General features: G+C 63.6%; 19 protein-coding genes. 6 read left to right on the top strand and 13 right to left on the bottom strand.

The window, feature by feature from the left end; translation table 11 throughout:
- Positions 1 to 17: 17 nt before the first annotated feature.
- The 5 genes from QN413_RS01820 to QN413_RS01800 form a co-directional block, all read right to left on the bottom strand.
- Positions 18 to 1,775, bottom strand: a complete 1,758-nt coding sequence (locus QN413_RS01820) for a glycosyltransferase (RefSeq protein WP_323494961.1) — start codon at positions 1,773 to 1,775, stop codon at positions 18 to 20.
- Entirely contained in the window at positions 1,772 to 3,517 is a 1,746-nt protein-coding gene (locus tag QN413_RS01815; RefSeq protein WP_323494960.1) for a glycosyltransferase family 2 protein, read from the bottom strand. Before QN413_RS01815 ends, QN413_RS01820 begins: the two co-directional genes overlap by 4 nt.
- A gap of 186 nt (positions 3,518 to 3,703) precedes the next feature.
- Complete coding sequence (locus QN413_RS01810; RefSeq protein WP_323494959.1) at positions 3,704 to 4,405, bottom strand: ABC transporter ATP-binding protein; 702 nt, start codon at positions 4,403 to 4,405, stop codon at positions 3,704 to 3,706.
- A 3-nt stretch (positions 4,406 to 4,408) separates the two neighbouring features.
- Positions 4,409 to 5,212 carry an ABC transporter permease gene (locus QN413_RS01805; protein WP_323494958.1) on the bottom strand — a complete coding sequence of 268 codons (804 nt, stop codon included), beginning with the start codon at positions 5,210 to 5,212 and terminating at the stop codon, positions 4,409 to 4,411.
- The gene (locus QN413_RS01800) at positions 5,209 to 6,627 is read right to left on the bottom strand and encodes a mannose-1-phosphate guanylyltransferase/mannose-6-phosphate isomerase (protein WP_323494957.1); all 1,419 of its coding nucleotides are present in this window, start codon (positions 6,625 to 6,627) and stop codon (positions 5,209 to 5,211) included. Before QN413_RS01800 ends, QN413_RS01805 begins: the two co-directional genes overlap by 4 nt.
- Positions 6,628 to 6,758: 131 nt before the next feature.
- Here QN413_RS01800 and QN413_RS01795 point away from each other — a divergent pair, with 131 nt between their 5' ends.
- The 3 genes from QN413_RS01795 to QN413_RS01785 are packed head-to-tail and all read left to right on the top strand — an operon-like array spanning position 6,759 to position 11,669.
- On the top strand, positions 6,759 to 8,780 hold the full coding sequence (locus QN413_RS01795) for an acyltransferase family protein (RefSeq protein WP_323494956.1): 2,022 nt from the start codon (positions 6,759 to 6,761) through the stop codon (positions 8,778 to 8,780).
- Positions 8,781 to 8,808: 28 nt separating this feature from the next.
- Positions 8,809 to 10,674 carry a glycosyltransferase family 2 protein gene (locus QN413_RS01790; RefSeq protein ID WP_323494955.1) on the top strand — a complete coding sequence of 622 codons (1,866 nt, stop codon included), beginning with the start codon at positions 8,809 to 8,811 and terminating at the stop codon, positions 10,672 to 10,674.
- 17 nt (positions 10,675 to 10,691) lie between these two features.
- Complete coding sequence (locus tag QN413_RS01785; protein ID WP_261802538.1) at positions 10,692 to 11,669, top strand: glycosyltransferase family 2 protein; 978 nt, start codon at positions 10,692 to 10,694, stop codon at positions 11,667 to 11,669.
- A gap of 16 nt (positions 11,670 to 11,685) precedes the next feature.
- Here the strand turns inward: QN413_RS01785 and QN413_RS01780 are convergent, their stop codons facing one another.
- Positions 11,686 to 12,435, bottom strand: coding sequence for a glycosyltransferase family 2 protein (locus QN413_RS01780; protein ID WP_323494954.1), 750 nt, complete (start codon positions 12,433 to 12,435; stop codon positions 11,686 to 11,688).
- Between the two features lie 72 nt (positions 12,436 to 12,507).
- Here QN413_RS01780 and QN413_RS01775 point away from each other — a divergent pair, with 72 nt between their 5' ends.
- The 3 genes from QN413_RS01775 (at position 12,508) to slmA (ending at position 15,377) form a co-directional block, all read left to right on the top strand.
- Positions 12,508 to 13,602 (top strand): glycosyltransferase family 4 protein, encoded by a 1,095-nt coding sequence (locus tag QN413_RS01775; protein ID WP_187054261.1) that lies wholly within the window; start codon positions 12,508 to 12,510, stop codon positions 13,600 to 13,602.
- A gap of 92 nt (positions 13,603 to 13,694) precedes the next feature.
- A complete protein-coding gene (argB, locus tag QN413_RS01770) occupies positions 13,695 to 14,588 on the top strand; it encodes an acetylglutamate kinase (RefSeq protein WP_323494953.1) in 894 nt (297 codons plus the stop codon).
- Between the two features lie 138 nt (positions 14,589 to 14,726).
- On the top strand, positions 14,727 to 15,377 hold the full coding sequence (slmA, locus tag QN413_RS01765; RefSeq protein WP_323495017.1) for a nucleoid occlusion factor SlmA: 651 nt from the start codon (positions 14,727 to 14,729) through the stop codon (positions 15,375 to 15,377).
- Between the two features lie 12 nt (positions 15,378 to 15,389).
- On the opposite strand, the gene QN413_RS01760 is transcribed toward slmA, so the two are convergent.
- The 7 genes from QN413_RS01760 to QN413_RS01730 all read right to left on the bottom strand — a co-directional run bounded on the left by QN413_RS01760 (position 15,390) and on the right by QN413_RS01730 (position 23,695).
- Entirely contained in the window at positions 15,390 to 16,451 is a 1,062-nt protein-coding gene (locus tag QN413_RS01760) for a malate/lactate/ureidoglycolate dehydrogenase (protein WP_323494952.1), read from the bottom strand.
- A gap of 6 nt (positions 16,452 to 16,457) precedes the next feature.
- Positions 16,458 to 17,369 carry an SMP-30/gluconolactonase/LRE family protein gene (locus tag QN413_RS01755; protein WP_323494951.1) on the bottom strand — a complete coding sequence of 304 codons (912 nt, stop codon included), beginning with the start codon at positions 17,367 to 17,369 and terminating at the stop codon, positions 16,458 to 16,460.
- A gap of 41 nt (positions 17,370 to 17,410) precedes the next feature.
- Positions 17,411 to 18,397: an ABC transporter permease gene (locus tag QN413_RS01750; RefSeq protein ID WP_416352116.1), complete on the bottom strand. Its 987-nt coding sequence runs from the start codon at positions 18,395 to 18,397 to the stop codon at positions 17,411 to 17,413.
- Between the two features lie 62 nt (positions 18,398 to 18,459).
- Positions 18,460 to 19,398: an ABC transporter permease gene (locus QN413_RS01745; protein WP_323495016.1), complete on the bottom strand. Its 939-nt coding sequence runs from the start codon at positions 19,396 to 19,398 to the stop codon at positions 18,460 to 18,462.
- A 53-nt stretch (positions 19,399 to 19,451) separates the two neighbouring features.
- Positions 19,452 to 20,990, bottom strand: coding sequence for a sugar ABC transporter ATP-binding protein (locus QN413_RS01740; protein ID WP_323494949.1), 1,539 nt, complete (start codon positions 20,988 to 20,990; stop codon positions 19,452 to 19,454).
- The gene (locus tag QN413_RS01735; RefSeq protein ID WP_323494948.1) at positions 20,991 to 22,016 is read right to left on the bottom strand and encodes an ABC transporter substrate-binding protein; all 1,026 of its coding nucleotides are present in this window, start codon (positions 22,014 to 22,016) and stop codon (positions 20,991 to 20,993) included. It abuts the gene before it with no gap.
- Between the two features lie 152 nt (positions 22,017 to 22,168).
- Positions 22,169 to 23,695: an altronate dehydratase family protein gene (locus QN413_RS01730; RefSeq protein WP_323494947.1), complete on the bottom strand. Its 1,527-nt coding sequence runs from the start codon at positions 23,693 to 23,695 to the stop codon at positions 22,169 to 22,171.
- Between the last annotated feature and the right edge of the window lie 7 nt (positions 23,696 to 23,702).

Genomic DNA, 23,702 nt, shown 5'->3' with positions numbered 1-23,702 from the left:
ATAACCGCGCACTGCAATTACAGGTTTGCGATCCTGCTCAACTCGACACCGTATTTGCTGACCAGCGCGGGAGAGCAAAAATACTCAGAGACGCGTTGACGCGCGGTATCCGCACGAAGCTTCGTTTTGCCGTGATCAGCATGCACAAGTGAAAGCTGGGTCGCTAGCGAGTTGCGATCAGGGTCTGCCCAAACGAAACCCTTCGGGTAGGGAATGTAATCGCCATCGAGTTCGACAAGCCGGCAGTCGATGGGAAACGCTGCATCCGATGTCACGAACGTATCGACGCCACCGAACGGCGTGGAGATCACTGGCACGCCGGCGCCCATTGCTTCGATCACAGTGAGCCCGAGCCCCTCGGAGCGATGGGGTGACACATAGGCCGTGGCCGAGCCGATGAGCGCGTGCAGATCAGCATCGGACATCATCCGGTCGATCACCTGAATGCGCGGATCGTTGGCAGAAGCTTCATACAGCCGATCGACATCGGCCAGCTTTCGATTTGGATAGGTCACCTTGAAGGTCAGCCGTGCGCTGGTGTCAGAGGGCGGAAACGCCTGAAGGAACGCATCGAGCAACACGCCTGGGTTCTTGCGTTCCAAGATGCTGTTGGCATCGAAGCAATAGACAAAGTGCGACGGGCCTTCATCCTCGTGAACATCGGCTTTCAGGTCTGCAAGGTAGGCAAGGTAAGGAGGCACCAGGCGCACCGGCTTGTCAGTCGACTGCCGCAGAGCGCGCGCAATGAACGGTGTCGGTGCCCAGAACTCGTGAAAGTACTTCATCGATGCTTGCCACTCGGGACGCAGCGTCGGCAGCTCCCAATACCAGATGGCGATGTTGTACTTGCCGCGCAAGAAGTCGTCGCCCTGCGCCTTGATCGTGACCGGGAGCGTATCGCTGTTCATATGGACCAGGTTGACTTTGGCGTCGGGCAGATACGGTGGAAAGGTAGGTGCTCCAGCGATGCTTTTTTGAATCGCAAACTCGTTTTGTTGCGCACGACAACCGAGGTTTGTGAACCCCGCACGGCGCAGGCCGTCAAGGTATCCGCGTGCGCTGACACCCAGGCCCGACACGCGGTCGAGCGGCCCTATCACGTTGATGCCCGCAGCAGGATCCACTTTGCCGGGTGAGGGGGGGGACACTGTCTTTTCGAACCGGACTTGGTCTGTGCTCGACAAACGCGAGCGAAGGTTGGCCATGAGGCCGCCCTGTTTGCCCAGGTGCAGAAAGTGCGTCAGCGGCTTGTCCAGCCACGCTTGTAGCGCGGCATTCGACACCAGGTAGCGACGTCCCGAAAAAGCGCCCGATGCCTTCAGCCCGAGCGGCTCGCCGATGAGTGCGTAGTGGTACAGCGCGCACACCGATCGCAGTTCCGTGCTGGTAAGCTGGGAGCGATAAAAGCCCGGATCGAAGTACGCATTGGGGCGTCGACCTTCGGCATCGCCCAAGTTGACGTAGTGAACGATCGGCTCGAAGCCGGCGGCTTTGACATCCGAATAGGTCGCGAGGTACCACTCTGCGTCGAACAGACCGAGTTGCAGCAACGTCAACGCCTGCCTGGCGGCACTGTGTTGGTCGGGGCCTTGCTCCATCAGCGCGGCCCAGTCGAGATTCAGGCGGGCGGCTTCGCGCTTTGCATGGTCACGCAACGCTTCCAGCATGGCGCCATACGCGTCGGGCGACAACGCGGCCATGGCCGATGTATCGACATCTGCGTCGCGATCTGCATCGCCATCGAAAGTGTCTGGATCAGGCGTCTTGGTGCTCATGCTGAAACCAGCGGCAGTTCATCCGACTGCGCCTGAAAGTTCTTGCTGAAATAAGGGTCGCGCTTGACGACGCGGGACCAACGCGCCAAAAACGCCTGACGCTCCGGGCTGCTGTCGTGCGTTCGCTTGATGCTGGAGTTATGAAAGTGATAGAGCGTTGCAGCGCCGATGTACACGACGCGCAAGCCCTTGGCGATGCACTTCAGGCAAAAGTCCAGGTCGTTGTAATCGGTGCGAAATTGCTCGTCGAAGCCGCCCACCGAGTCGAACACTTCTTTGCGATAGCCCATGACTGCGCCGGTGACTGCGGTGTAGTTGCGGTCGATCGATGCAAACCCGGCGTACTCGCTGCCATCGGCGGGCGAGTGATGAAACATGTGGCCGGCAGAGCCGTTGAAGCCGAGTCCGATGCCAGCATGCTGCAACGTGCCGTCGCCGAACAAAAGGCGGCAGCCGACCGCGCCGACACCGAGGCGTGCAGCCTGGCCGGCAAGCTCCTGAATCCAGTCGGGCGATACGACTTCGAGGTCGTCGTTCAAGAGCAGCACGATGCCGGAGTCGACCAGCGATGTCGCAAAGTTGGCTTTTCGGGCAAAAGAAAATGGCTCGCTCTTTGGGCAGGTGTGGGTGCTGTGGCCGTGCTGGTCTAGGAGCGCCTGCAGATCAGGATCGACGGTTCCGTCGTCGACCACGATGATCTTGTAGTTCGATGCACTCGATTTCTCGATGATCGATCGAACGAAGTGGGTCGCCAGCACGACCTCGCCTTGCCCCGGCAGTTCGCGCCGCTGCATGCCGGTCAGGATGAGCAGGGTGATGGGTGCGCCCGCCGGCGTCGGCCACCGAACATGTAGGCTGCCCGAGTCCGGGCGCGCGACCACGCTGGCGTGTTCGGCCTCGGTGCGCACGTGCGCCTCGAGGGCATCACGAGCTTCGCTCAAGCCGTCTGCCGAAAAGAAACCGCCGACAGGCGTCGACAGAGACGCCGAAGTGCGAATGTAGAGCGGCTCGTCAATGTGCATGATGTGACGCGCCTTCGAGGCAAGTGCGAGATTCAACGCGTACTCGGTCGCTTCCGGTTGAATGCCCGAGGGCTCCGCCGCTGTCAACAAGAGCGACTTGCGAATGGCAACGAAGCGACCGAGCATGTTTACAGACTGCTGGTGCTCTGGCGACCAATCGGGTTTGTAGAACGGCAGGCCGACGCGGTCGTCGGGCATGCGACGGGCCTCGTCGGTGTAGACGATGTCGGCCGTCGTCGCAGTGCGCAGCTTTTCGCCCAGTGATTTGACGAGGTCGTCGTCGACCACATCGCCTTGCGACAGCAGACCGATGAACGAGGTGGTCGCCTGAATTGCGGCTTGCTTCAAAAAGCGAGCTTCATCGAGTGGCGTGCTGCTCGTGAACCTGCGCACGCGCCAGTCGATTTCGAGCCAGCGGCCAAGGTCGTCGGCCGCGTCTTCGTCGCTGCAAAGTAGCAGCTCCCAATCGGGGTCGGTCTGGCGTAGCACGGATTGCACGGTGTGCTCCAGTGCGGTCGCGTCGTTGCGCTGCACAGGCACGATGAAGCAAACGGACGCGGCGCTCTGACGCATCTGATTCAGATCGACGACGTGCTCGAGCGCTTCGTTGCCTGGCGTCGTATTGCGCCGGATGAATTCGGCATCGAGGCCTTCGGGCCGCTCGAGCATCAGCAAGTTGGCATCGGCCAACACGGGGTGCAGGATGCTGGGCGCGTTCAAGGCGTCAAGACGCGGCTCCCACACGGTGCTAAGCGTTCTCGATGGATCGCTGATTCTGCGCAAGCTTTGCAGGCGCAGAAGCGTGTCAGGCGCATGGCGGGCCAGCAACACACGCACCTTGCGTTTAAGCGCGGAGCGGAATGGTTTCTTTGTCGACACTTGAAATCCGCTTTACCAAGAGGCGTTTTAGTCCTCGATCAAACGTCCGTGTTCTAGACGCGCAACGCGATTGCACTCTTTGGCGATGAGGTCCGGCGAGTGCGAGGCGAGGATCAAGATCCCCGAACCCGCGACCATGTCTTTCATGCGCTGCTCTGCTTTTTCCGTGAACTCGGCATCGCCAACAGAAAGCCATTCATCCATCAGCAGGATGTCGGCCTTGACGCTGGTCGAAATCGAAAACGCCAGGCGCATCATCATGCCGGTCGAGTAGGTGCGAACCGGCATGGCGAGATAGTCGCCAAGACCGCTGAAATCCGAAATTCCGGGCAGAAGCTGGTCGACTTCCCTTTTGCTGAGACCCATCACCAGGCCGCGGAGCATGATGTTTTCCATGCCCGTTGCATCGGCCTCGATGCCAAGCGACGGATCGATCAGGCTCGCTACCGACCCGACGCGACTGAAATCACCCGAAGACGGCTCGTAGATGCCCGCAAGTGTGCGCAAGAGCGTCGACTTGCCGGCGCCGTTGTGCCCGATCAACCCGAGGCGGTCACCGCTCTTGAGTTCTAGGTTGATCTCGCTCAGCGCCTGGACTACAGCAATGCCGGTTTCTTTGCCGAAGCGCCCGCCAGTGACCGACGCTGCCAGCGTCTTCTTGAAAGAGTTGGCGCCTGCGCCGTAGATCGGGAAATTGACCGAAACGTTTTTGAGGGAAATGGATGCCATGGACTAGAGCCAGTAAACGACGCGGCGACGATATTTGGCGAACAGCAATGCAGCCGCCACAACACAAAACGCTGTCCAGCCAAGGATGCCGTACCAGTTGTACATAGGCGACACGTTGCCCATCAGCGGGGCGCGCAACAAATCGAGCATCTGAGCCAGCGGATTCCACAGGATGTACTTTGCACGGCCGGGCAGGCTTTCAGGCAGCCAGAAGACTGGCGTCAAGAACATCGCCATCTGCATCACGCTGGTAACGATTTGAGCCACATCGCGAAAGCGCGTGCAGATCAACCCCAACAGCAACCCCAGGGCATGTGCGTTGATGAGCAGCAGGATGAAGGCCGGAATCACGAGCATCACCGATGACTTCAGCGAAATGCCCGCCCAGATGGCGACGGGGATGTACAGCACGATCTGATGCGCGAACACGATCAGGTTGCGCGACATGCTGCGCCAGACAAAAAGGCTGATCGGAAAGTAGCCTTGCTTTAGGTAGTTGGCCGAGGCGATGAAGGCGTTGCAGGAGTCCGACACCATGCTGGAAAAGAAGCCCCAGAAGATGATGCCGAGCGCCAGAAACGGAAAGAACTTGGACAGTTCTGTGCCGAAGAGCGAGCTGTACAGCGGCCCCATGCCGCCGATCATCAAACCCATGCTGAGCGTCAGCCAGAACGGCCCGAGCATCGAGCGCCGGTAGCGCAAAACGATGTCGAACCAGGCCAACGTCCACCAGATGTCCGTGCGGCGGGTGCCCTCCCACCAATCGGCCCAGGCACTGCGATGCAGGTTTGAATGTGCCTGGCTCATGCGCGCCCGTAGGTGTCTGCCAGGCGAACGATGTCGTCTTCGCCGAGATAGCCGCCGCATTGCACTTCGATGAGCACGAGTTCGTTTTTGCCGATGTTCGTCAAGCGATGCTTTTCTTTGAGGGGGATGTAGCGGTACTGGCCAGGCAGTGTTTCATGCTCGACATCGCCCACCTGGACGATCGCTTTGCCTTGCACCACGACCCAGTGCTCGGCGCGCTGATGGTGGTATTGCAGGGAGAGCGATTCACCGGGCTTGACCGTGATGCGCTTGACCTTGTAGCCGCCTTCTTCTTTCAGCGAAGCGTACGTGCCCCATGGGCGATGCACAACGGCGGGCAGATTGACGGTGTCGTGTTTGCGCACCTTGAGCGCATCGACGACCTGCTTTACTTTTTGGGCGCTGTCTTTGTGAGTGATCAGCAGCGCATCGGGCGTGTCGACAATGACCAGATCGCGAACGCCCAGCACGGCCACCATCTTCGGCCCGTGGCTGTCGATCTGCACGTGCGTGTTGGTGGTGTCGATGGCGATCGCGTCGAAAGGAATCGTATTGCCGCTGGCATCGGCGGTGTGCGACCTGGCAACCGACGGCCAGGTGCCGACGTCGCTCCAACTGAACTTGGCGGGCACTACATGCACGTTGTCGGCGCGTTCCATGACGGCGTAGTCGATGCTGATGTCGGGCTGTAAGCCAAAGGCATGTAGATCGAACTGCACAGCGTTGCCTGCCGCGGTCGAGGTGTCGAGCGCATTGCGCGCTGCAGCCAAAAGCGCGGGGGCGTACTTTTCAAAGGCCGCCACGATAGCGTCTGCCGTAAAGCAGAACATGCCGCTGTTCCAGTAATAACGGCCGGTCGCCAAGTAGTCCTGGGCGGTCGGAAGGTCGGGCTTTTCGACGAAGCGTTTGGCCATCTGGCTGTCGCGCGAAACCTTGTCGACCTCGATGTAGCCGAAGCCCGTGTCCGGCGTCGTCGGGCTCACGCCAAAGACGACCAGCGCACCCTTTTCAGCAAGGCGAAAAGCCTCGCTCGCACTGGCGACGAAGGCATCGACGTCGGGCACCAGGTGGTCGGCCGACAGCACCAGCATGACGGTGTCGCCACTGAACTTCTTCATGCACTGCAATGCCGCGAGCGCGATGGCCGGGGCCGTGTTGCGGCCCTTGGGCTCGAGCAGCAGGGTGGCCGACGGTGGGTCTGCCATCTGGCCGAGCACGTCTTTGGTTAGGAACAAATGGTCTTTGTTGGTCACGATGAGCAAATCGCCCGTGCCGCAGGCCTGACCGCGTTCGATGGCTTGCTGCAGCAAAGTCGAGCCGCCGAGCTTCATGAAAGGCTTGGGAAAGGCCTGGCGGGACAGCGGCCAAAGCCTGGATCCGGCGCCGCCAGAGAGCACCACTGAAAGCAGTCGCATGTTGTTCCTCTGATTTGTTAGGGTGAAGTTTACCGGGCGCTCGAGGTGCGGCCGCCTCCAGCGGCGCCGCAGAGCCGCTGAACCAGATCCAACGTTGCGAAGATAATCATGCGCCCGTCGACGCGTTCAGCATGCCACCACAACAACAAGAGCTCCCTCACCTCGCCCATCCCAAGTACCGCCCCGACATCGACGGCTTGCGTGCGGTGGCGGTGTTGGCGGTGGTCGTGTATCACGCCTTTCCAGAGGCGGTGCGCGGTGGCTTTATCGGCGTCGACATCTTCTTCGTTATTTCAGGCTACCTGATTTCGACGATCATTTTCGGAAGCCTCGCCGGCAGCGGATTCAGCTACGGCGAGTTCTACGCGCGGCGCATCCGGCGCATCTTGCCTGCCTTGCTGCCTGTCATGGCGGCCACCTGGGTGGTCGGGTGGTACGTGCTGCTGTCGGATGAATTTCGGGAACTGGGCAAGCATTTGCTGGCCAGCGCCGGCTTCGTGTCGAACCTGGCTTTGTGGAACGAGGCGGGCTACTTCGATACCGCCGCAGAAAGCAAGCCGCTGCTGCATTTGTGGTCACTCGCGGTCGAAGAGCAGTTCTATATTTTCTGGCCGCTGTTTCTTGGGTTGGTCTGGCGCGCACGCGCCAGCCTGGGTCGGAACAAGCTGACGTGGTGGATCGGCATCGCGGCCGGGCTGTCTTTCGTGCTGAATGTCGCGACCATTCATCGGCACCCCGAGGCGGTCTTCTATTCGCCGCTCTCTCGCATCTGGGAGCTGGCCGCGGGTGCCTTGCTCGCACACTCGGCGTTGCGTCTCACCACGCCGCGCGGCGCGATCAATTCCGAAGTGCGTGTGCTCGCGGGCCTGGTACTTATTGGCCTGGGCCTGTACTTCATCCAGAAAGAAAAGACCTTCCCAGGTTGGTGGGCCATCTTGCCGGTGCTGGGCGCGTGCCTCTGTATTTCGGCGGGGCCGCTTACCTGGCTCGGTCGCAACCTGCTCGGCTCGCGTGTCTTCGTCTGGTTTGGGCTGATCAGCTACCCGCTGTATCTGTGGCACTGGCCGTTGCTGGCGTATGCGCGCATCGTCGAGAACGGCATGCCGACAGCGGCGATCCGCGGCGGCGCAGTGGTGGCTGCGATCGTGCTGGCGTGGCTGACGTATCGCTTTCTTGAACGGCCGATCCGCAAGAGCAACGACCCGGCAATCGTTCGATGGTTGCTGATCGGCATGGTCACGTTGGCCGTCGTCGGCACGGCCATTTTTGCGCGGCTCATCCCCGCCCGGAACAGCGATCCGACGTTGCAGGCCATCGCCTCGGCCAGCACCGATTGGGGCTATCCCGACACCATGCAACTGGTCAAGCGGGGCGGCGAAGAGATCTACAAGATCGGAGCCGGCAGCAAGCGCGTGCTGCTACTGGGCGACAGCCATATCGAGCAATACGGCCCGCGCGCTGTCGAGTTGGCGCGCGCCGGACCTCGGCAGCTCGCTACACTGTATTTTGCGACGCGCGGTTCATGTCCGGCCATTCCTCACGTATTCGAAGACCGACAACCCGAATGCGCTGAGCGGCGGGATCGTATGGAGGCGTTCGCCCGCAGCGCCGACGTCGATGCGGTCGTCATCGGTGGCTGCTGGGCTTGTTACTTCGATGTGGGGGATCAACCGGCGCCGCCGAGTGCGTCTGGACAGGACCACTACTATTTTCGAGACGGCGATGCGCGCCACCTCTTGCGCGGCGGCGACGGGGTGGAGCGGTCGCTTGACGCGCTTGACGCTTTTCTCAAGTCGCTGAAAGCCGCCGGCAAAAAGACCTATCTGGTGCTCAACATTCCGGTCGGTGAAATCTTTGAGCCTAAATCGATGATTCGTGGCAGCCGGCTCGGAACGCTGGCGGTGCCCTCCATCGACCCGAGGGTCGCGCTAACGGCTTCGCAGAAGCGTATTCATGACCGGCTCGAGCAGATAGCGGTCGACAGTGGGGCGGTCGTCCTCGACCCCATGGCGACGCTGTGCAACAGCGACGGAAAATGTCTGCGAACCGACGCCAAAGGCATTCCGATCTACAAAGACTTGACCCATTTGCGCGCGACGTATGTTCGACAGTCCGCTACTTTCATGGACGAGGCAATCACGCAGCCGAACTAGGCTGTGAACCCGGTCGACTACCCACCTCATGAAGTTCATTTTCCGACTGACCCGCCTGGTTCGACTCGGGGTGCAGCACGGCCCGCGCATGGCAGCCAAGCTGCCGCAAGCATGGCGCGTCTACCGCAAGGCGGGCTGGCAGGGCATGGTGTGGGAACTGCGGCGCCGGGTGCGCAAGACCAACGACTACGCGAACTGGGTCGCGACCTACGACGCCCTGACAGCCGAGACTCGCACGGCCATCACGCAGCGTGTCGCGGCAATGCAAGCGCCGCCGTTGATTTCGATATTGATGCCGACCTACAACCCGAACCCGGTGCATTTGCGTGCTGCCATAGAGTCGGTGCGAGCGCAGCTCTATCCGCATTGGGAGCTGTGCATCGCGGACGATGCATCCACGGCGGCGGAAGTCCGGTCTATCCTGGAGTTCTACCGTGACTCGGACCCGCGCATCAAAGTGGTGTTTCGTCCGAAGAACGGTCACATTTCTTCTGCATCCAATAGCGCCCTCGAACTCGTGAGCGGCCCCTGGATCGCGTTGATGGACCACGACGATCTTCTGCCCGAGCACGCGCTGTTTTGGATGGTCGACCGCATCGCGAAGCACCCCGATGCGCGACTCATCTATTCCGACGAAGACAAGATCGACGAAAGCGGCCAGCGGTCCGATCCCTACTTCAAACCCGACTGGAACATCGACCTGTTCCGCTCGCAAAACATGTTCAGCCATCTTGGCGTGTTGTCGGCTGAACTGGTGCGCTCGGTCGGCGGGTTTCGAGCCGGCCTCGAAGGCTCGCAAGACTGGGACTTGGTGATGCGCTGCATGGAGCACGTCGATGCCTCGCAGGTCCAGCACGTGCCGCGCGTGCTCTACCACTGGCGCGTGCACGCGGAGAGCACCGCGCGCTCGATGAACGCCAAGCCTTACGCGGCTATTGCAGGCGAGCGGGCACTGAACGAGCACTACCAACGCATCGGCGTCAAAGCCGTTGCCGAGTACCAGCAGTTCGGGTATCGCACGCGGTATGTGTTGCCGGATGAGCTGCCTCTCGTGTCCATCATCATCCCGACGCGCAACGGGCTCGACTTGATGCGCCAATGCATTCGGTCGATAGACAAGAAGACGACGTACGGCCGCTACGAAATCATCGTCGTGGACAACGGGTCCGACGACCCGGCCGCGCTTGCGTATTTTGCGAAGCTGACCGAGCGGGCGAATGTGCAAGTGTTGCGTGACGAGCGGCCATTCAACTATTCGGCGCTGAACAACAGGGCGGTCGCCATTGCCCGGGGCGAGGTCATTGCGCTGGTCAACAACGACATTGAAGTGATGTCTCCTGACTGGCTCTTGGAGATGGTGGGCATTGCCTTGCAACCGGGCGTGGGCGCGATCGGTGCGCGGCTCTGGTATCCGGACATGACGCTGCAGCATGGCGGTGTCGTTCTGGGTCTCGGCCTGGGCATGGCTTCACATGCACACAAGGGGCTGCCGCGCGGCTTGAACGGCTATGCGGGTCGTGCTGCGCTGACGCAGTCTTTCTCCGCCGTCACTGCCGCTTGCATGGTCGTGCGCAAGTCCACCTATGAACAGGTCGGTGGACTCGACGAAGTCAACTTGGCGGTCGCTTTCAACGACATCGACTTCTGTCTGCGGCTGCGCGAAGCGGGCTATCGAAATGTGTGGACGCCGTATGCGGAGTTGATGCATCACGAATCTGCCACGCGCGGCGACGACATGGCGCCCGACAAGCGAAAGCGTTTCGAGCGCGAGATCGCGTACATGAAGAGCCGCTGGGCCGATGTGATCGCGAACGACCCGGCTTACAGCCCGAACCTGACGCTCGACGCTGAAGACTTCAGCTACGCATGGCCGCCGCGAGTCGAGCGGATATGACGCAGAGCGCTGCAGACTTGGACGTCTCAGTCGCGCTCTGCACACGCAACGGCGCGCGCTATGTCGCAGCGCAGGTCGAAAGCATCTGCGCTCAGGATCTGATGCCGCGTGAGATCGTTGTCTCCGACGACGCATCGACTGACAACACCGTCGCGCTCGTGCAGGAGACGATCACACGCTGCGGCATGGCCGACACCATCCACCTCACGGTGCTCCGCAACGACCCGCCGCTCGGTGTGACGCGCAACTTCGAGCAAGCGATCGAGGCCACGCGTTGCCCGTTGATCGCACTGTGCGATCAGGACGATGTCTGGCATGCCGGCCGACTGGCGCGCATGGTCTCGCCATTTCGCCAACGCGCCGATTTGCTGCTGCTGCATTCGGATGCCTGCCTCGTCGACGACGCCCTCGCGCCTCTAGGTTCAACCTTGTTCCACGCACTCGAAGTCAAGCCGTCCGAGCTCGCCGCCATCCAGGCCGGTGCGGCCTTCGAAATCTTCTTGCGTCGCAATCTGGTGACGGGAGCGACAACGGTGTTCCGACGGTCGCTGCTCGGCGCAGCGCTGCCATTCCCCGCCGAATGGGTGCACGACGAATGGCTGGCAGCCATCGCATCGGCAACGGGTCGGATGGACGTTTTGGTCGAGCCGCTGATCGACTATCGCCAGCACGCATCCAACCAGATCGGCGTACGCAAACCGACGCTGGCGGACAAGATCGCGAAGGCGGTCGCGCCGCGTGGTGACAAGCATCGAAAGCGTTTGGGCAGGGCGGAAGCGTTGTTGCAGCGTTTGACGTTGCTTGGTGTCGTCGTGCCCGACGCGCATCTTCAGGCGCAACTCGGCAAGGTGGCGCACCAGCGCTTCAGAACCGACCTGCCGGCCAACCGCCTTGCGCGCATCCCATCGGTGCTTGCCGAAGCCTTGCGCGGCCGCTACGAGCGTTTCGACCGCGGCCTGCAATCCGTCGCACAGGACTTGCTGGAACGCGGCTGAACCATGAGATAGGCGATCAGGCCTTCTTATCTTCGAGCTGTCGATAGCGCCAGAACGTCGCCGAAGCCCACACCTTCAGCAAGCTGGTCACATGCCAGTACAGGTGCTTCGCCTTGGCATGGCTCGCCCGCTGCGCATCGTGACGTGCCACGAGGTCTTCGCCGACCTGAAGTTGCCATCCGGCCAGTTGAATGCGCGCGCAGATATCGAAGTCTTCCCCGTACATGAAGAACCGCTCGTCGAACCCGTCGATGGCCGCGTAGGCCTCGCCGCGAAACAGCATGAACAGACCAGGAATCCACGCCGGCACCTGCGGCCGCACGTAGCCAGATTTGCGCCGCGTCAGAATTTCGCGCGGCGTGATGGTGGCTCGATGTTGTTCGGGCACCGATTTGCCGGGCTCGAGAATGCGCGGCGTCAAGAGCCCACTGGTCGGCGCGGCCTGGGCCAGCAGCGGCGTGAGCACGTCGCTGTCCAAGCGGATGTCCGGGTTGAGCACCAGGAACCAAGGCGTCGTGCAACGCGTAAACGCCTGGTTGTGATTGGCGCCGAAGCCCATTGGCGTCCTGTTCTCGATCCGCTCGACCGGAAAGGCCCAGGTGCGGCCCGCCAGGATGTCGGGCTCGGGGACATTGATGGTGAGCACGACCTTGGCAACGACGGCGCTGCTGTAGCGCGCCAGCTGATCGAGCAGCGGTTCGATCAATGCCAGCTGGCCATGACTGACGATCGAAACGGTGATGGCTGGGGCGTGAGGAGGGGACATTGGCATGGTCTAATTTCGCTCGGGAATTCTAGGGTCCTCTCCCGGTGCACTCCTAGTCATGCCGCACTATCAATGATTGCCCTGATCGTCATCAGTTTTCTCGTCTCCGCGTTCGCCGTGCAGGTCTTCATGCGCCGGGCGCGCCGCCACGCACGGCTTTACGCCGCCGACATGCCGCAGCGGTTTCACAAGGGCCACGTGCCGCGCCTCGGGGGGGCGGGAATCATGCTCGGCATGGGCACGGCGTGGCTCGTAGCGGGCCTAGGCACCGAGGTCTTCAACGTCGATTGGCCCTTCAAGGCCGCCGCTATCGCGCTGGCGTGCATGACGCCGGCCGTCCTCGGCGGCATCGTCGAAGACGTGACCCAACGCGTGTCGGTGCGCTACCGGCTCGGGCTCACCATCGGCTCGGCGCTGCTGCTGTGCTGGGTACTGGGGCTCGGCGTTTCGCGCACGGGCGTCGAGTTGGTCGATCGGGCGCTGGTCGCGTGGCCTTACATGGCCGTGCTGTTCGCGGCCATCGCCATCGGCGGCCTGCCGCACGCTTTCAACATCATCGATGGCTACAACGGCCTGGCAGGTACGGTGGCGGTGCTGGTGTGCCTTGCCATATCGCACGTCGCACTGCAGGTGGGCGACAGGCAACTGGCGGCGATGGTGATCTGCTTGATGGGTGCCACGCTCGGCTTCCTGATCTGGAACTACCCGCGCGGCAAGATCTTTGCCGGCGACGGCGGTGCTTACGTGTGGGGCATGGTCATCGCGGTGGCGTGCGTGTCGCTGGTGCAGCGGCACCCGACGGTGTCGCCGTGGTTCCCGATGCTGCTGCTGATCTATCCGGTCTGGGAAACGATGTTCTCGATCTACCGCAAGCTGGCGCGCGGCCAGTCGCCCGGCATGGCCGACGCGCTGCACTTTCACCAGTTGATTTTCCGGCGCATCGTGCGCGTCGCCTTCGCCGACGACGAGGCTCGCCAGCTGCTGGCGCGCAACAACCGCACCTCGCCCTATCTCTGGATCTTTGCTGCGGCAACCGTCGTTCCGGCAGTGCTGTTCTGGAACCGCACCTGGGTGCTGGTCGTCTTTTGCGCCCTGTTCGTTGCGACCTACGTGGCGGCTTACCTGATGATCGTGCGCTTCAAGGTGCCGCGCTGGCTGCGGCCCTGACCGCATGGTCTCCACGACCTCGATTCGCTGACGCACAATTCCGCCGGCTTCTTCCGCCGAATTTCACGAAAACCCATCACCACGTGGACACCATGACCGACCCCGTCCTGAACATTCCTCCCCGCGACAAAGCCGAAATCCTGGCGCAGGCTTTGCCCTACATCCGCAAGTTTCACGGCAAGACCATCGTCATCAAGTACGGCGGCAATGCGATGACCGACCCGGCCCTGCAAGCCGACTTCGCGGAAGACGTGGTCTTGCTCAAGCTGGTCGGCATGAATCCCGTGGTGGTGCATGGCGGCGGCCCGCAGATCGAGGCGGCGCTCAACAAACTTGGCAAGAAGGGCAGCTTTATCCAGGGCATGCGCGTGACCGACGCCGAGACGATGGAAGTCGTCGAATGGGTGCTCGCGGGTGAAGTGCAGCAAGACATCGTCGGCCTCATCAACCAGGCCGGCGGCAAGGCGGTCGGGCTGACCGGACGCGACGGCGGCTTGATTCGTGCGCAAAAGCTCAAGCTGGTCGACCGCAACGACCCCAACGTGCATCACGACGTGGGCCAGGTCGGCGAAATCGTCTCGATCGATCCGAGCGTGGTCAAGGCGCTGCAAGACGACGCGTTCATTCCGGTCATCAGCCCAATCGGTTTTGGCGAAGAAAACGAGAGCTACAACATCAACGCAGACGTGGTGGCCGGCAAGCTCGCGACCGTGCTCAAGGCGGAGAAGTTGATGCTGCTCACCAACACCCCCGGCGTGCTCGACAAGGCCGGCAACTTGCTCACCAACCTGAGCGCCCGCGAGATCGACGAACTGTTTGCCGACGGCACCATCTCCGGCGGCATGTTGCCGAAGATCGAAGGCGCGCTCGATGCCGCCAAGAGCGGCGTGAACGCCGTTCACATCATCGACGGCCGGGTGCCACACGCGATGCTGCTGGAGATCCTGACCGACCAGGCTTACGGCACAATGATCAGGGCCCGATGATCGGTGCGCCCTGACTTTTTGTGCAGCACTTCACGACGCGTGTTGGCCGGTTGGCACGCACTCACTAACGACCTGTTGTGAGGTTGTGCGAGAATCATTTTCTTACATCTTTGCACACGCGCCATGCCCCACGAAGAGATGACTGAAAGCGCTTCCGAATCTGCGGCCGAAGCGATCGCTGCACCGGTCCTTCCGGCTGCCCCGGTCGTGCGCAAGCGACCGAAACCGGGCGAGCGTCGCGTACAGATCCTGCAGGCCCTCGGTGCCATGCTGGAGCAGCCCGGTGCAGAGCGCGTCACCACGGCGGCATTGGCGGCGCGGCTCGATGTGAGCGAGGCGGCGCTGTACCGGCACTTCGCCAGCAAGGCGCAGATGTTCGAAGGGCTCATCGATTTCATCGAGCAGAGCATCTTCACACTGGTCAACCAGATCACCGAACGCGATGCGCCGGGGCGGGAACAGGCGGCACGGATCGTCTCGTTGCTCGTGCAGTTCGCGGAAAAAAATCCGGGCATGACGCGTGTCATGGTGGGCGATGCACTGGTCTACGAGAACGAGCGTTTGCAACAGCGCATGAATCAGTTCTTCGACAAGATCGAAGCCAGCCTGCGTCAGGCGTTGCGTGGTGCGGCATCGGCCGAGGGCTCGGCCACACCGTCGGTCGATGCACAGGTGCGTGCCTCGGCGCTCACTTCGTTCGCAGTCGGACGGCTGCAGCGCTTCGCGCGCTCGGGCTTCCGGCGGCTGCCGTCGGAGCACCTCGAGGCGACGGTCGCCTTGATGCTCTGAGCGGAAACCCTGTCAGGCGCTGACGGTCACCCCGACCTTGATCCCCGCCGCCACGATCTCGCCCCAGGTCGCATCGTCCAGCCAGATACCGTCGCGCTCGCGCTCGATGCGCGCACGTCGCTCGGGCTCGCCGGCGATTTGCACCGCATCGAAGCCGGCGCCCGGTGGGCTTTGGCGAAGCCACGCCACGAATTCACGAGCCTCTTGCTCGAAGCTCGTTTGCGTGCCCAGCTTGGCCGGGTCGATCAGCACGGTCAGCATGCCGTTGAACACGCTGCGCGCGGTGTCGGCCGGGCGATGCCAGGTGCCGCCGCCGGTGAGCGCGCCGCCGAGCAGCTCGCACGCGATCGCCATGCCGTAGCCCTTGTGCTCGCCGAAGGTCATGAGCGCGCCGAACAGGCCGTTGCTCTGCGGCACCACGACCACGCCGGGGTCGTTGGTCGGCGCGCCGTGTTCGTCGATGAGATAGCCGTCGGGCACCTGTTCGCCCTTGTTGTGCGCCACGCGCATCTTTCCTTGCGCGACACGGCTGGTCGCGAAGTCGAGCAGAAAGGGTTCGGCACCGGCCAGCGGCACGCCGATGCAGCACGGGTTGGTGCCGAAGCGTCCGTCGCCGCCGCCCCACGGCGCCACCACCGGCCGCGACAGCACATTGACGAAATGAAGTGCCACAAGGCCCTGCGCCGTCGCCATCTCGGCGAAGTGCCCGATACGGCCGAGGTGGTGCGCGCTCGACAGCGTGAAGATGCAACTGCCGTGCTGTTTGGCGCGCGCGATCCCGAGTTCGATGGCCTGCACGCCGACGATCTGCCCGAAGCCGCGCTGACCATCGAGTGCCATCATCGTGCCGATGTCGAGGTTGATCTTCACCGATGCGTTGGGTGTGAGGCCGCCCTCGGCGATGGCGTCGACATAGCGCGGCAGCATGCCGACGCCGTGCGAATCATGGCCGCTCAGATTGGCCAGTACGAGGTTGGCCGCGACTTGATCGGCCTCGGCCGGAGCGCTGCCCGCCGCCACCAGAATGCCGGTGATCTGCGTGCGAAGAAACGATGCGTCGAGCGTGTGCGACATGGCGGGTCAGAGTCCTTTGGCGTTCAGATAAATGGCGTAGAGCGAGCTCGTGGCGCAGATAAACAGCCGGTTGCGCTTGGGTCCGCCGAAGCACACGTTGGCCACGCGCTCCGGGACGAGCAGCTTGCCGAGCAACGTGCCGTCGGCATCGAACGCGTGCACGCCATCGCCCGCGCTGCTCCAGAGGCGGCCTTCGGTGTCGACCCGGAAGCCATCGAACAGACCGTTGTCGCAGGTTGCGAACACGCCGTTCTTACCGCGTGCTTTGCCGAGCCGCTTGCCATCTGCAGAGACATCGAAACTGCGGATGTGACGCGGCCCATCGGCTGCGTGGCTGGCGCCCGTGTCAGCGATGTACAGCACCGATTCGTCCGGCGAAAACGCCAGCCCGTTGGGCTTGACGAAATCATCGGCCACGAGGTCGACGGCGCCACTTGCCGGGTCGATGCGGTACACGTTGCAGGCGCCGATTTCACTGTCGGCACGCAAGCCTTCGTAGTCCGACAAGATGCCGTAGCTCGGGTCGGTAAACCATACGCCGCCATCCGAATGCACGACCACGTCGTTCGGCGAATTCAGCCGCTTTCCCTGCCAGTGCGATGCCAGCACGGTGATCGAGCCATCGTGCTCGGTGCGCGTGACGCGCCGCGTCAGATGCTCGCAACTGACGAGCCGGCCTTGCCGGTCGACCGTGTGGCCGTTCGTGTTGTTCGCCGGTTCACGAAACACCGACGTGGCGCCACTGAGTTCGTCGTAGCGCAGCATGCGGTTGTTGGGGATGTCCGACCACACCAGCGTGCGGTGCGCGCCGAACCAAGCCGGGCCTTCGCACCAGCGGCCGCCGGTCCAGAGTTGCTCGATGCGTTCCGGTCCCGGGATGCAGGTGTTGAAGCGGGGGTCGATGCGTTCGAAGGTCATGGTCGATCGTTCCTTTGGTTGTCTCGTTTTTTGGTTGGCGTTCACCGCTCGGCGCGCGAGCTGGCGAGCACGATCACCGCGATGATGATCACACCGGTGAGCAATGTGCGCAGCCCCGGTCCTGCGCCGACGGCGTTGAGCAGCGCCACCAGCAGGAACATGAACATGGCGGCGCCCCAGATGCCCGGCACGCTGGGCCGGCCGCCGGCCACCGCCGTACCGCCGATGACGACGACGGCGATGGTCATCAGCAGATATTCCTGGCCCTGGTCGAGCGAGTTGCCACCCGAGAAGCCCGCGATGAGCGCGCCGGTGAGCCCGGCCAGTCCGGCACAGATCACATAGGCCAGGAACCGCGTGCGCTCCACCCGCAGCCCGGCGAGCAGGGCGGCGCGGCGGTTCTGCCCGACGGCGGCGATGGACCGGCCGAGCACCGTGCGCTCCAGCATGAGGGCGACCGCCAGCGTGACCGCGAGCGCTACCAGGGCGACCAGCGGCACGCCCACCACACGCATCGCCATCAGGTCGGAAAAGAGCGGCGGCGGCTTCACCTTCAGCCCGCGCCCGACATTGATGGCCACCGACATCACGATGAGCGATGCGGCGAGCGTGGCGATGATCGGCGGAATGCGCAGCAGGCGGATCAACCCGAAGTTGAAGACGCCGACCGCCATGCCGACGACGGTAGCGGCCAACAGGCCCGGCACCAGCATCGCGTTGTCGCCGTTCATGACGATCATCGCGGCCGCGCCCGACAGCGCGATGGTCGAGGGGATCGACAGGTCGGCGTTGCCCGGTCCGACGCTGATGACCAGCATCTGGCCGAGCGACACCAGCACGGTGAACGCCGAGAACGCGAGCGCCGCGGTCAGCAAGCCGCCCGAGCCACCGCCGCCGCCGCTCCACTGCGTCGCTGCCCAGGCCAGCACAGCGGCGATGCACGAGCCGAGCCAGGGTCGATTGCGCGCCCAGCGGCGCCAGCGCGCCCCCCGCGAAACCTGGGGGGCGACAGAGACCGCCGAATCCATTGCAACGTCGATTGCAGCGTCGTTCGCAGCGTGGTTCGCAACCCGCGCATCGGGCAGCGCGCTCATCGCTTGCCTCCGGCCAGGTCGATGGCCGCGCGCAAGCCCAGCACCGCAACCAGGATCAAGCCCTGCATGCCGATTTGCCAGTCCGGCGCAATGTTGAGAAAGGTGAGGAACGAAGCCGCCAGCGTGACCGTGAGCGCACCCAGCACCGCACCCACCGGCGCGACCTTGCCGCCCGCGAATTCCGCGCCGCCGAGGATCGCCGCGGCGATGGCGACCAAGGTGTAGCGCGAGGCGATGTTGGCATCGGCCGAGGTGCTTTGCCCGACCAGCATCAGCCCGGCGCAGACGCCGAAGACCCCCGCGATGGCATACACGCCGGCGCGCACCCGCACCATGTTCCAGCCGGCCCGCGCGATGGCCGCCGGGTTGCCGCCGAGGCCGCGCACCAGCGTGCCGAACGCACTGCGCGTGATGAGCAGATGGCCGACGATGCCGGTCGCCACCGCCATCCAGATCGGCAGCGGCAGCAGCGGCGTCTTGAAACGCATGGCCGCCTGAAGCCATTCGGGCGCCGTGCCGCCCGGCGTGGGCAGCAGCAGCACCGCGCAGCCCAGCCACACGAACGACAGGCCCAGCGTGACGACGATCGACGGCAACTGACGCGCCTGGATCAGGGCCCCGGCCAGCGCATACACGCCGACCGCTGCGGCCAGCGCCAGCACGGCGAGCAGCGGTTGTGTCGGCATCAGGGTCGCGCCGATGCACGCGACCAGCGAGACGAACGGCCCGATCGACAGATCGAGATCGCTCACCGCGAGGACCATCATTTGCGCCAGCGTCGCGAACATCACCGGGATGGCGAGGTTGAGCAGCAGGTTGACGCCGAAGTACGACATGGCGCGCGGCTGCCGCATGAAGACCGCCGCCAGCAGCACGGCAAGGGCGATGGCCGGCAACAGCGTCTGCATCAGCACGACGCGGCGGCGACGCTGCATGCCGGTGGCGCCTGTAGCGCCTGCAGCACCCGTCGGGACAGCGGGAGAGAGATTCATGCGATGGCTTCCTCGAACGACAGGGCGACCACGCGCTCTTCGTTGATGTCGTCGCCGGCCAGTTCACCGACCACGCGACCATTGTTGAAAACATACACGCGGTCGCAGTGATGGAGTTCGTCGAACTCGGTCGTGTACCAGACGAAGGTGCGGCCGCTGCGCGCTTCTTCCCTGATGAGCGCGTAGACGTCGCGCTTGGTGCCGACGTCGACGCCGCGCATCGGATCGTCCATGAGGATCACCGGCGCCGACGAGCCGAGCGCGCGGGCGAACAGCACCTTCTGCTGGTTGCCGCCCGACAGCGAACCGATCGGCAGGTCCATGTCGGGCGTGACCAGCCCGAGCCGGCCGCGCCATTGCTGGGCCTGCGCCGCTTCTTCCTTGACGTCGATGAGGCCGCGTTGCCGCAACTGCGTGAGCCAGCCGACCGTCATGTTGCGCGCGATCGACCACAGCGCGAACACGCCATCGGTTTGCCGGTCACCGGCGACGAAAGAGGTGGCACCGTTCACCGTCGGGCGGTTGACGCGCGGTGCGTGGAGCGCCGCCTCCTGCAGCGCGATGAGCAACTCGGTTTGCCCGTGCCCGGCAAGGCCGGCGAGGCCGATGATTTCGCCGCGCGCCGCGCGCATCGACAGGCCTCCGACGGTGGTGGCCGGTACCTCGACCATGGCCTCTTCATCGCTGTCGATATCGATGCCTTCATCGTCTCGTGACGCAGCAGGCAACGAGCCCGCGCCGGACGCCACCGCCGCCCGCGCGTGCCCATGCTGCGCCTCGACGATGTCCTGGCCCATGGCGGTCACCAGTCGGTCGCGGTCGGTGTCGCGGGTTGCCGACACCTGCACGACCTGACCGTCGCGCATGACCACGAGCCGGTCGGTCACCGCGAAAATCTCGCGCAGCTTGTGCGTGATCAACACGCAGGTCTTGCCGGCGGCGACGAAGGTCCGGATGTAGGCCAGCAGCTGCGCCGAAGCCTGTCCATCGAGCGAAGAAGTCGGTTCGTCGAGGATCATCAGCTCGAGTGGTTGCGTGCCGGGCGTGAATGCCCGAGCCACCTCGACCAGTTGGCGCTTGCCGATCGGCAACTCGCCCACTACGTCGTCCGCACGCAGGCCGTGCCCCGGAAAGATCGTGTCGAGCGATGCCATCAGCTGGGCGCCTGCGCGCGCCCGCCAAGACCATTCGGCCGCCTGCGGTTGCGCGATGCGCATGTTCTCGGCGAGCGTCAGGTTGTCGCACAGCGACAGCTCCTGAAATACGCAGCGCAGTCCCCAGCGTCGCGCTTCGCGCACTGTCCAGCCGGAAGCGATGCTGCCGCCTTCGACCTCGGCACCGGTGCGCCCGGCGAGACGCAGCTCGCCGCTGTCCGGCAGCAGGGCGCCGCACAGGATGTTGACGAGTGTGGACTTGCCGGCGCCGTTGTGGCCGACCAGTCCGACGCATTCGCCGCGCTGCAATTGCAGCGAGACGCCGCGCAGAGCCTGCACGGCGCCGAACGCCTTCGCAGCGCCGCGAACTTCGATCAGCACTTACTTGGCCTTGGCGATGAAATCGATGACTTCTTTTTGCGAGTACTCGACGTTGACCACGCTGCCGACTTCGGTGCTCTTGAGCGATGCATCGAGCGTGTCTTGCGTGACGACGCTGATCGGAAGCTTCAGGTCTTTCGGCACCTTGGCACCCGACAGAATTTGCTGCGCCACCCAGAAAGCGAAGGTCGACGCGCCGGGCGCGATGCTGGCCGACATGGTCTGGTACTTGTTGGCGTCGCTCTGCTCTTTCCACCAGGCCAGCTCGTCCTGACGGTTGCCCATGAAGATCACCGGCGTCGCGCGGCCCGCCGCCTTGAAGGCCTGCGCCACGCCGTAGCCGTCGCCACCTTGAGTGGCCACGGCGGTGACCGGCGGCAGGGTCGAGAGGATGGCCGACACTTCTTTTTGCGCGACCGTTTGCGTCCAGTTGCCGTGCACCGACCCGACGATCTTGTATTCAGGATGCTTGGCGACCGCGGCGGTGATGCCCTGGTGGATTTCGTCGTCGACGAACACGCCGGCGATGCCGCGCACTTCGAGCAGGTTGCCCTTGATGCCGCGGCTGGCGAAGTAGTCGATCTGCATTTCGCCGAGCTTCTTGAAGTCCACTGCGATGCGATAGGCGCATGGCTCGGTGACCACGCCGTCGAACGACACCACCACGATACCGGCGTCGCAGGCTTGCTTCACCGCGCCGTTGAGCGCGGTCGGCGATGCGGCGTTGAGCACGATCGCGTCGTAGCCCTGCAGGATCATGTTCTGGATCTGCGCGGCCTGTTCGGTCGCCTGGTTCTCCGACGTGGTGAAGCTCGGTGCCTGCGCGACCACGCCCTTGGCCACTGCGTCCTTGGTGATCTTGTCCCAGCTCTTGAGCATGGCCTGACGCCATGAGTTGCCCGCAAAGTTGTTCGACAGCGCGATCTTCTTGGCCTTGGTGTCGGCCGCGAAAGCGGGCACCTGTGTGACGGCGCCGAGGACGAGTGCTGCGGCGATGGCGCACGACGAGAGTTGGATTTTCTTCATGGGTTTGTCTCTTGGATTTTTCTTCTGGAAGCGCTGCCCGATTCCAGTGGTCTTCTGTGATGCCCGTTCGCCGGTCCGCGCCGTGCGCGTCACCGATGTGCGGCGCCGCGCTGGTCAGCGCGCGGCACCCGGACGATGAAATCTGTGGCGGGCTACATCACCGCGCCGACCTGCCACGGCACGAATTCGTTTTGCCCGTAGCCGTGGCGTTCGCTCTTGGACTGCTCGCCCGAGGCGGTGGCCAGCACCATCTCGAAGATGCGTTGGCCCATCTCCTGGATCGATGACTTGCCGTCGACGATCTCGCCGCAGTTGATGTCCATGTCTTCTTCCTGCCGCTGCCAGAGCGCCGAATTGGTGGCGAGCTTGAGCGAAGGCGAGGGTGCGCAACCGTAGGCCGAGCCACGCCCGGTGGTGAAGCAGATCAGGTTGGCGCCGCCCGCCACCTGGCCCGTGGCGCTGACCGGGTCGTAGCCGGGTGTGTCCATGTAGACGAAGCCGTGCGCGGTCACCGGCTCCGCGTATTCGTATACCGCTTCGAGGTTGCTGGTGCCACCCTTGGCGACCGCGCCCAATGACTTTTCGAGGATGGTCGTCAGGCCGCCGGCCTTGTTGCCGGGTGACGGGTTGTTGTTCATCTCGCCCTGGTTGATCTCGGTGTAGTGCTCCCACCATTTGATGCGGTCGACCAGCTTCTGCCCGACCTCGCGCCGGACCGCGCGGCGCGTCAGCAGATGCTCGGCGCCGTAGACCTCCGGCGTCTCGCTGAGGATCGCCGTGCCACCGTGCGCAACCAGCAAATCCACCGCGGCGCCGAGCGCCGGATTGGCGCTGATGCCCGAATAGCCATCCGAGCCGCCGCACTGCAGGCCGATGGTGATGTGCGCGGCGCTGCACGGTTCGCGCTTCACCGCATTGGCGCGCGGCAGCATTTCGTTGATGAGCGCGATGCCTTTGTCGACCGTCTTGCGCGTGCCGCCCGTGTCCTGGATGTTGAAGGTGCGGAAGTTCTCGCCCTCGGCCAGATGCCCGGTCGACAGCCATGCGTTGATCTGGTTCGCTTCGCAGCCAAGTCCAACCACCAGCACGCCCGCGAAATTCGGGTGGGTCGCGTAGCCCGTGAGCGTGCGCTCGAGGATCTGCATTCCCATGCCCTGCGTGTCCATGCCGCAGCCGGTGCCATGCGTGAGGGCGACGATGCCGTCGACGTTCGGGTAGTCGGCGAGCGCGGCCGGGTTGGTCTTGCGCGAGAAGTGATCGGCGATCGCGCGCGCCGCCGTAGCCGAGCAATTGACGCTGGTCAGCACGCCGATGTAGTTGCGCGTGGCGACGCGGCCATCGGCGCGCTTGATGCCCATGAAGGTGGCTTCGCGCTTCGCTGGCGCCGGCTTCACGTCGACACCGAAGGCGTAGTCGCGTTCGAAGTCTCCCTTGTCCGGACCCATGTCGAGGTTGTGCGTGTGCACGTGCTCGCCGACCGCGATCGGCTTGCTGGCGAAGCCGATGATCTGGTTGTAGCGGCGCACCGGCTCGCCGGTTGCGATGGCATGCGTCGCGACCTTGTGGCCGGCGGGGATGAGGCCGCGCACGGCAAAGTCTTCGACCGTGGCGCCGCCGACGAGCTGGCTGCGCGCGATCACGACGTCGTCGGCGGGATGGAGGCGGATAAAAGGGTTCATCGTATTT

It is taken from the genome of Variovorax sp. LG9.2 (assembly GCF_035018885.1).
GTDB lineage: Bacteria > Pseudomonadota > Gammaproteobacteria > Burkholderiales > Burkholderiaceae_C > Variovorax.
Note: the sequence above shows the minus strand (reverse complement) of the source record. Positions and strands in the feature narration are given on the sequence as shown.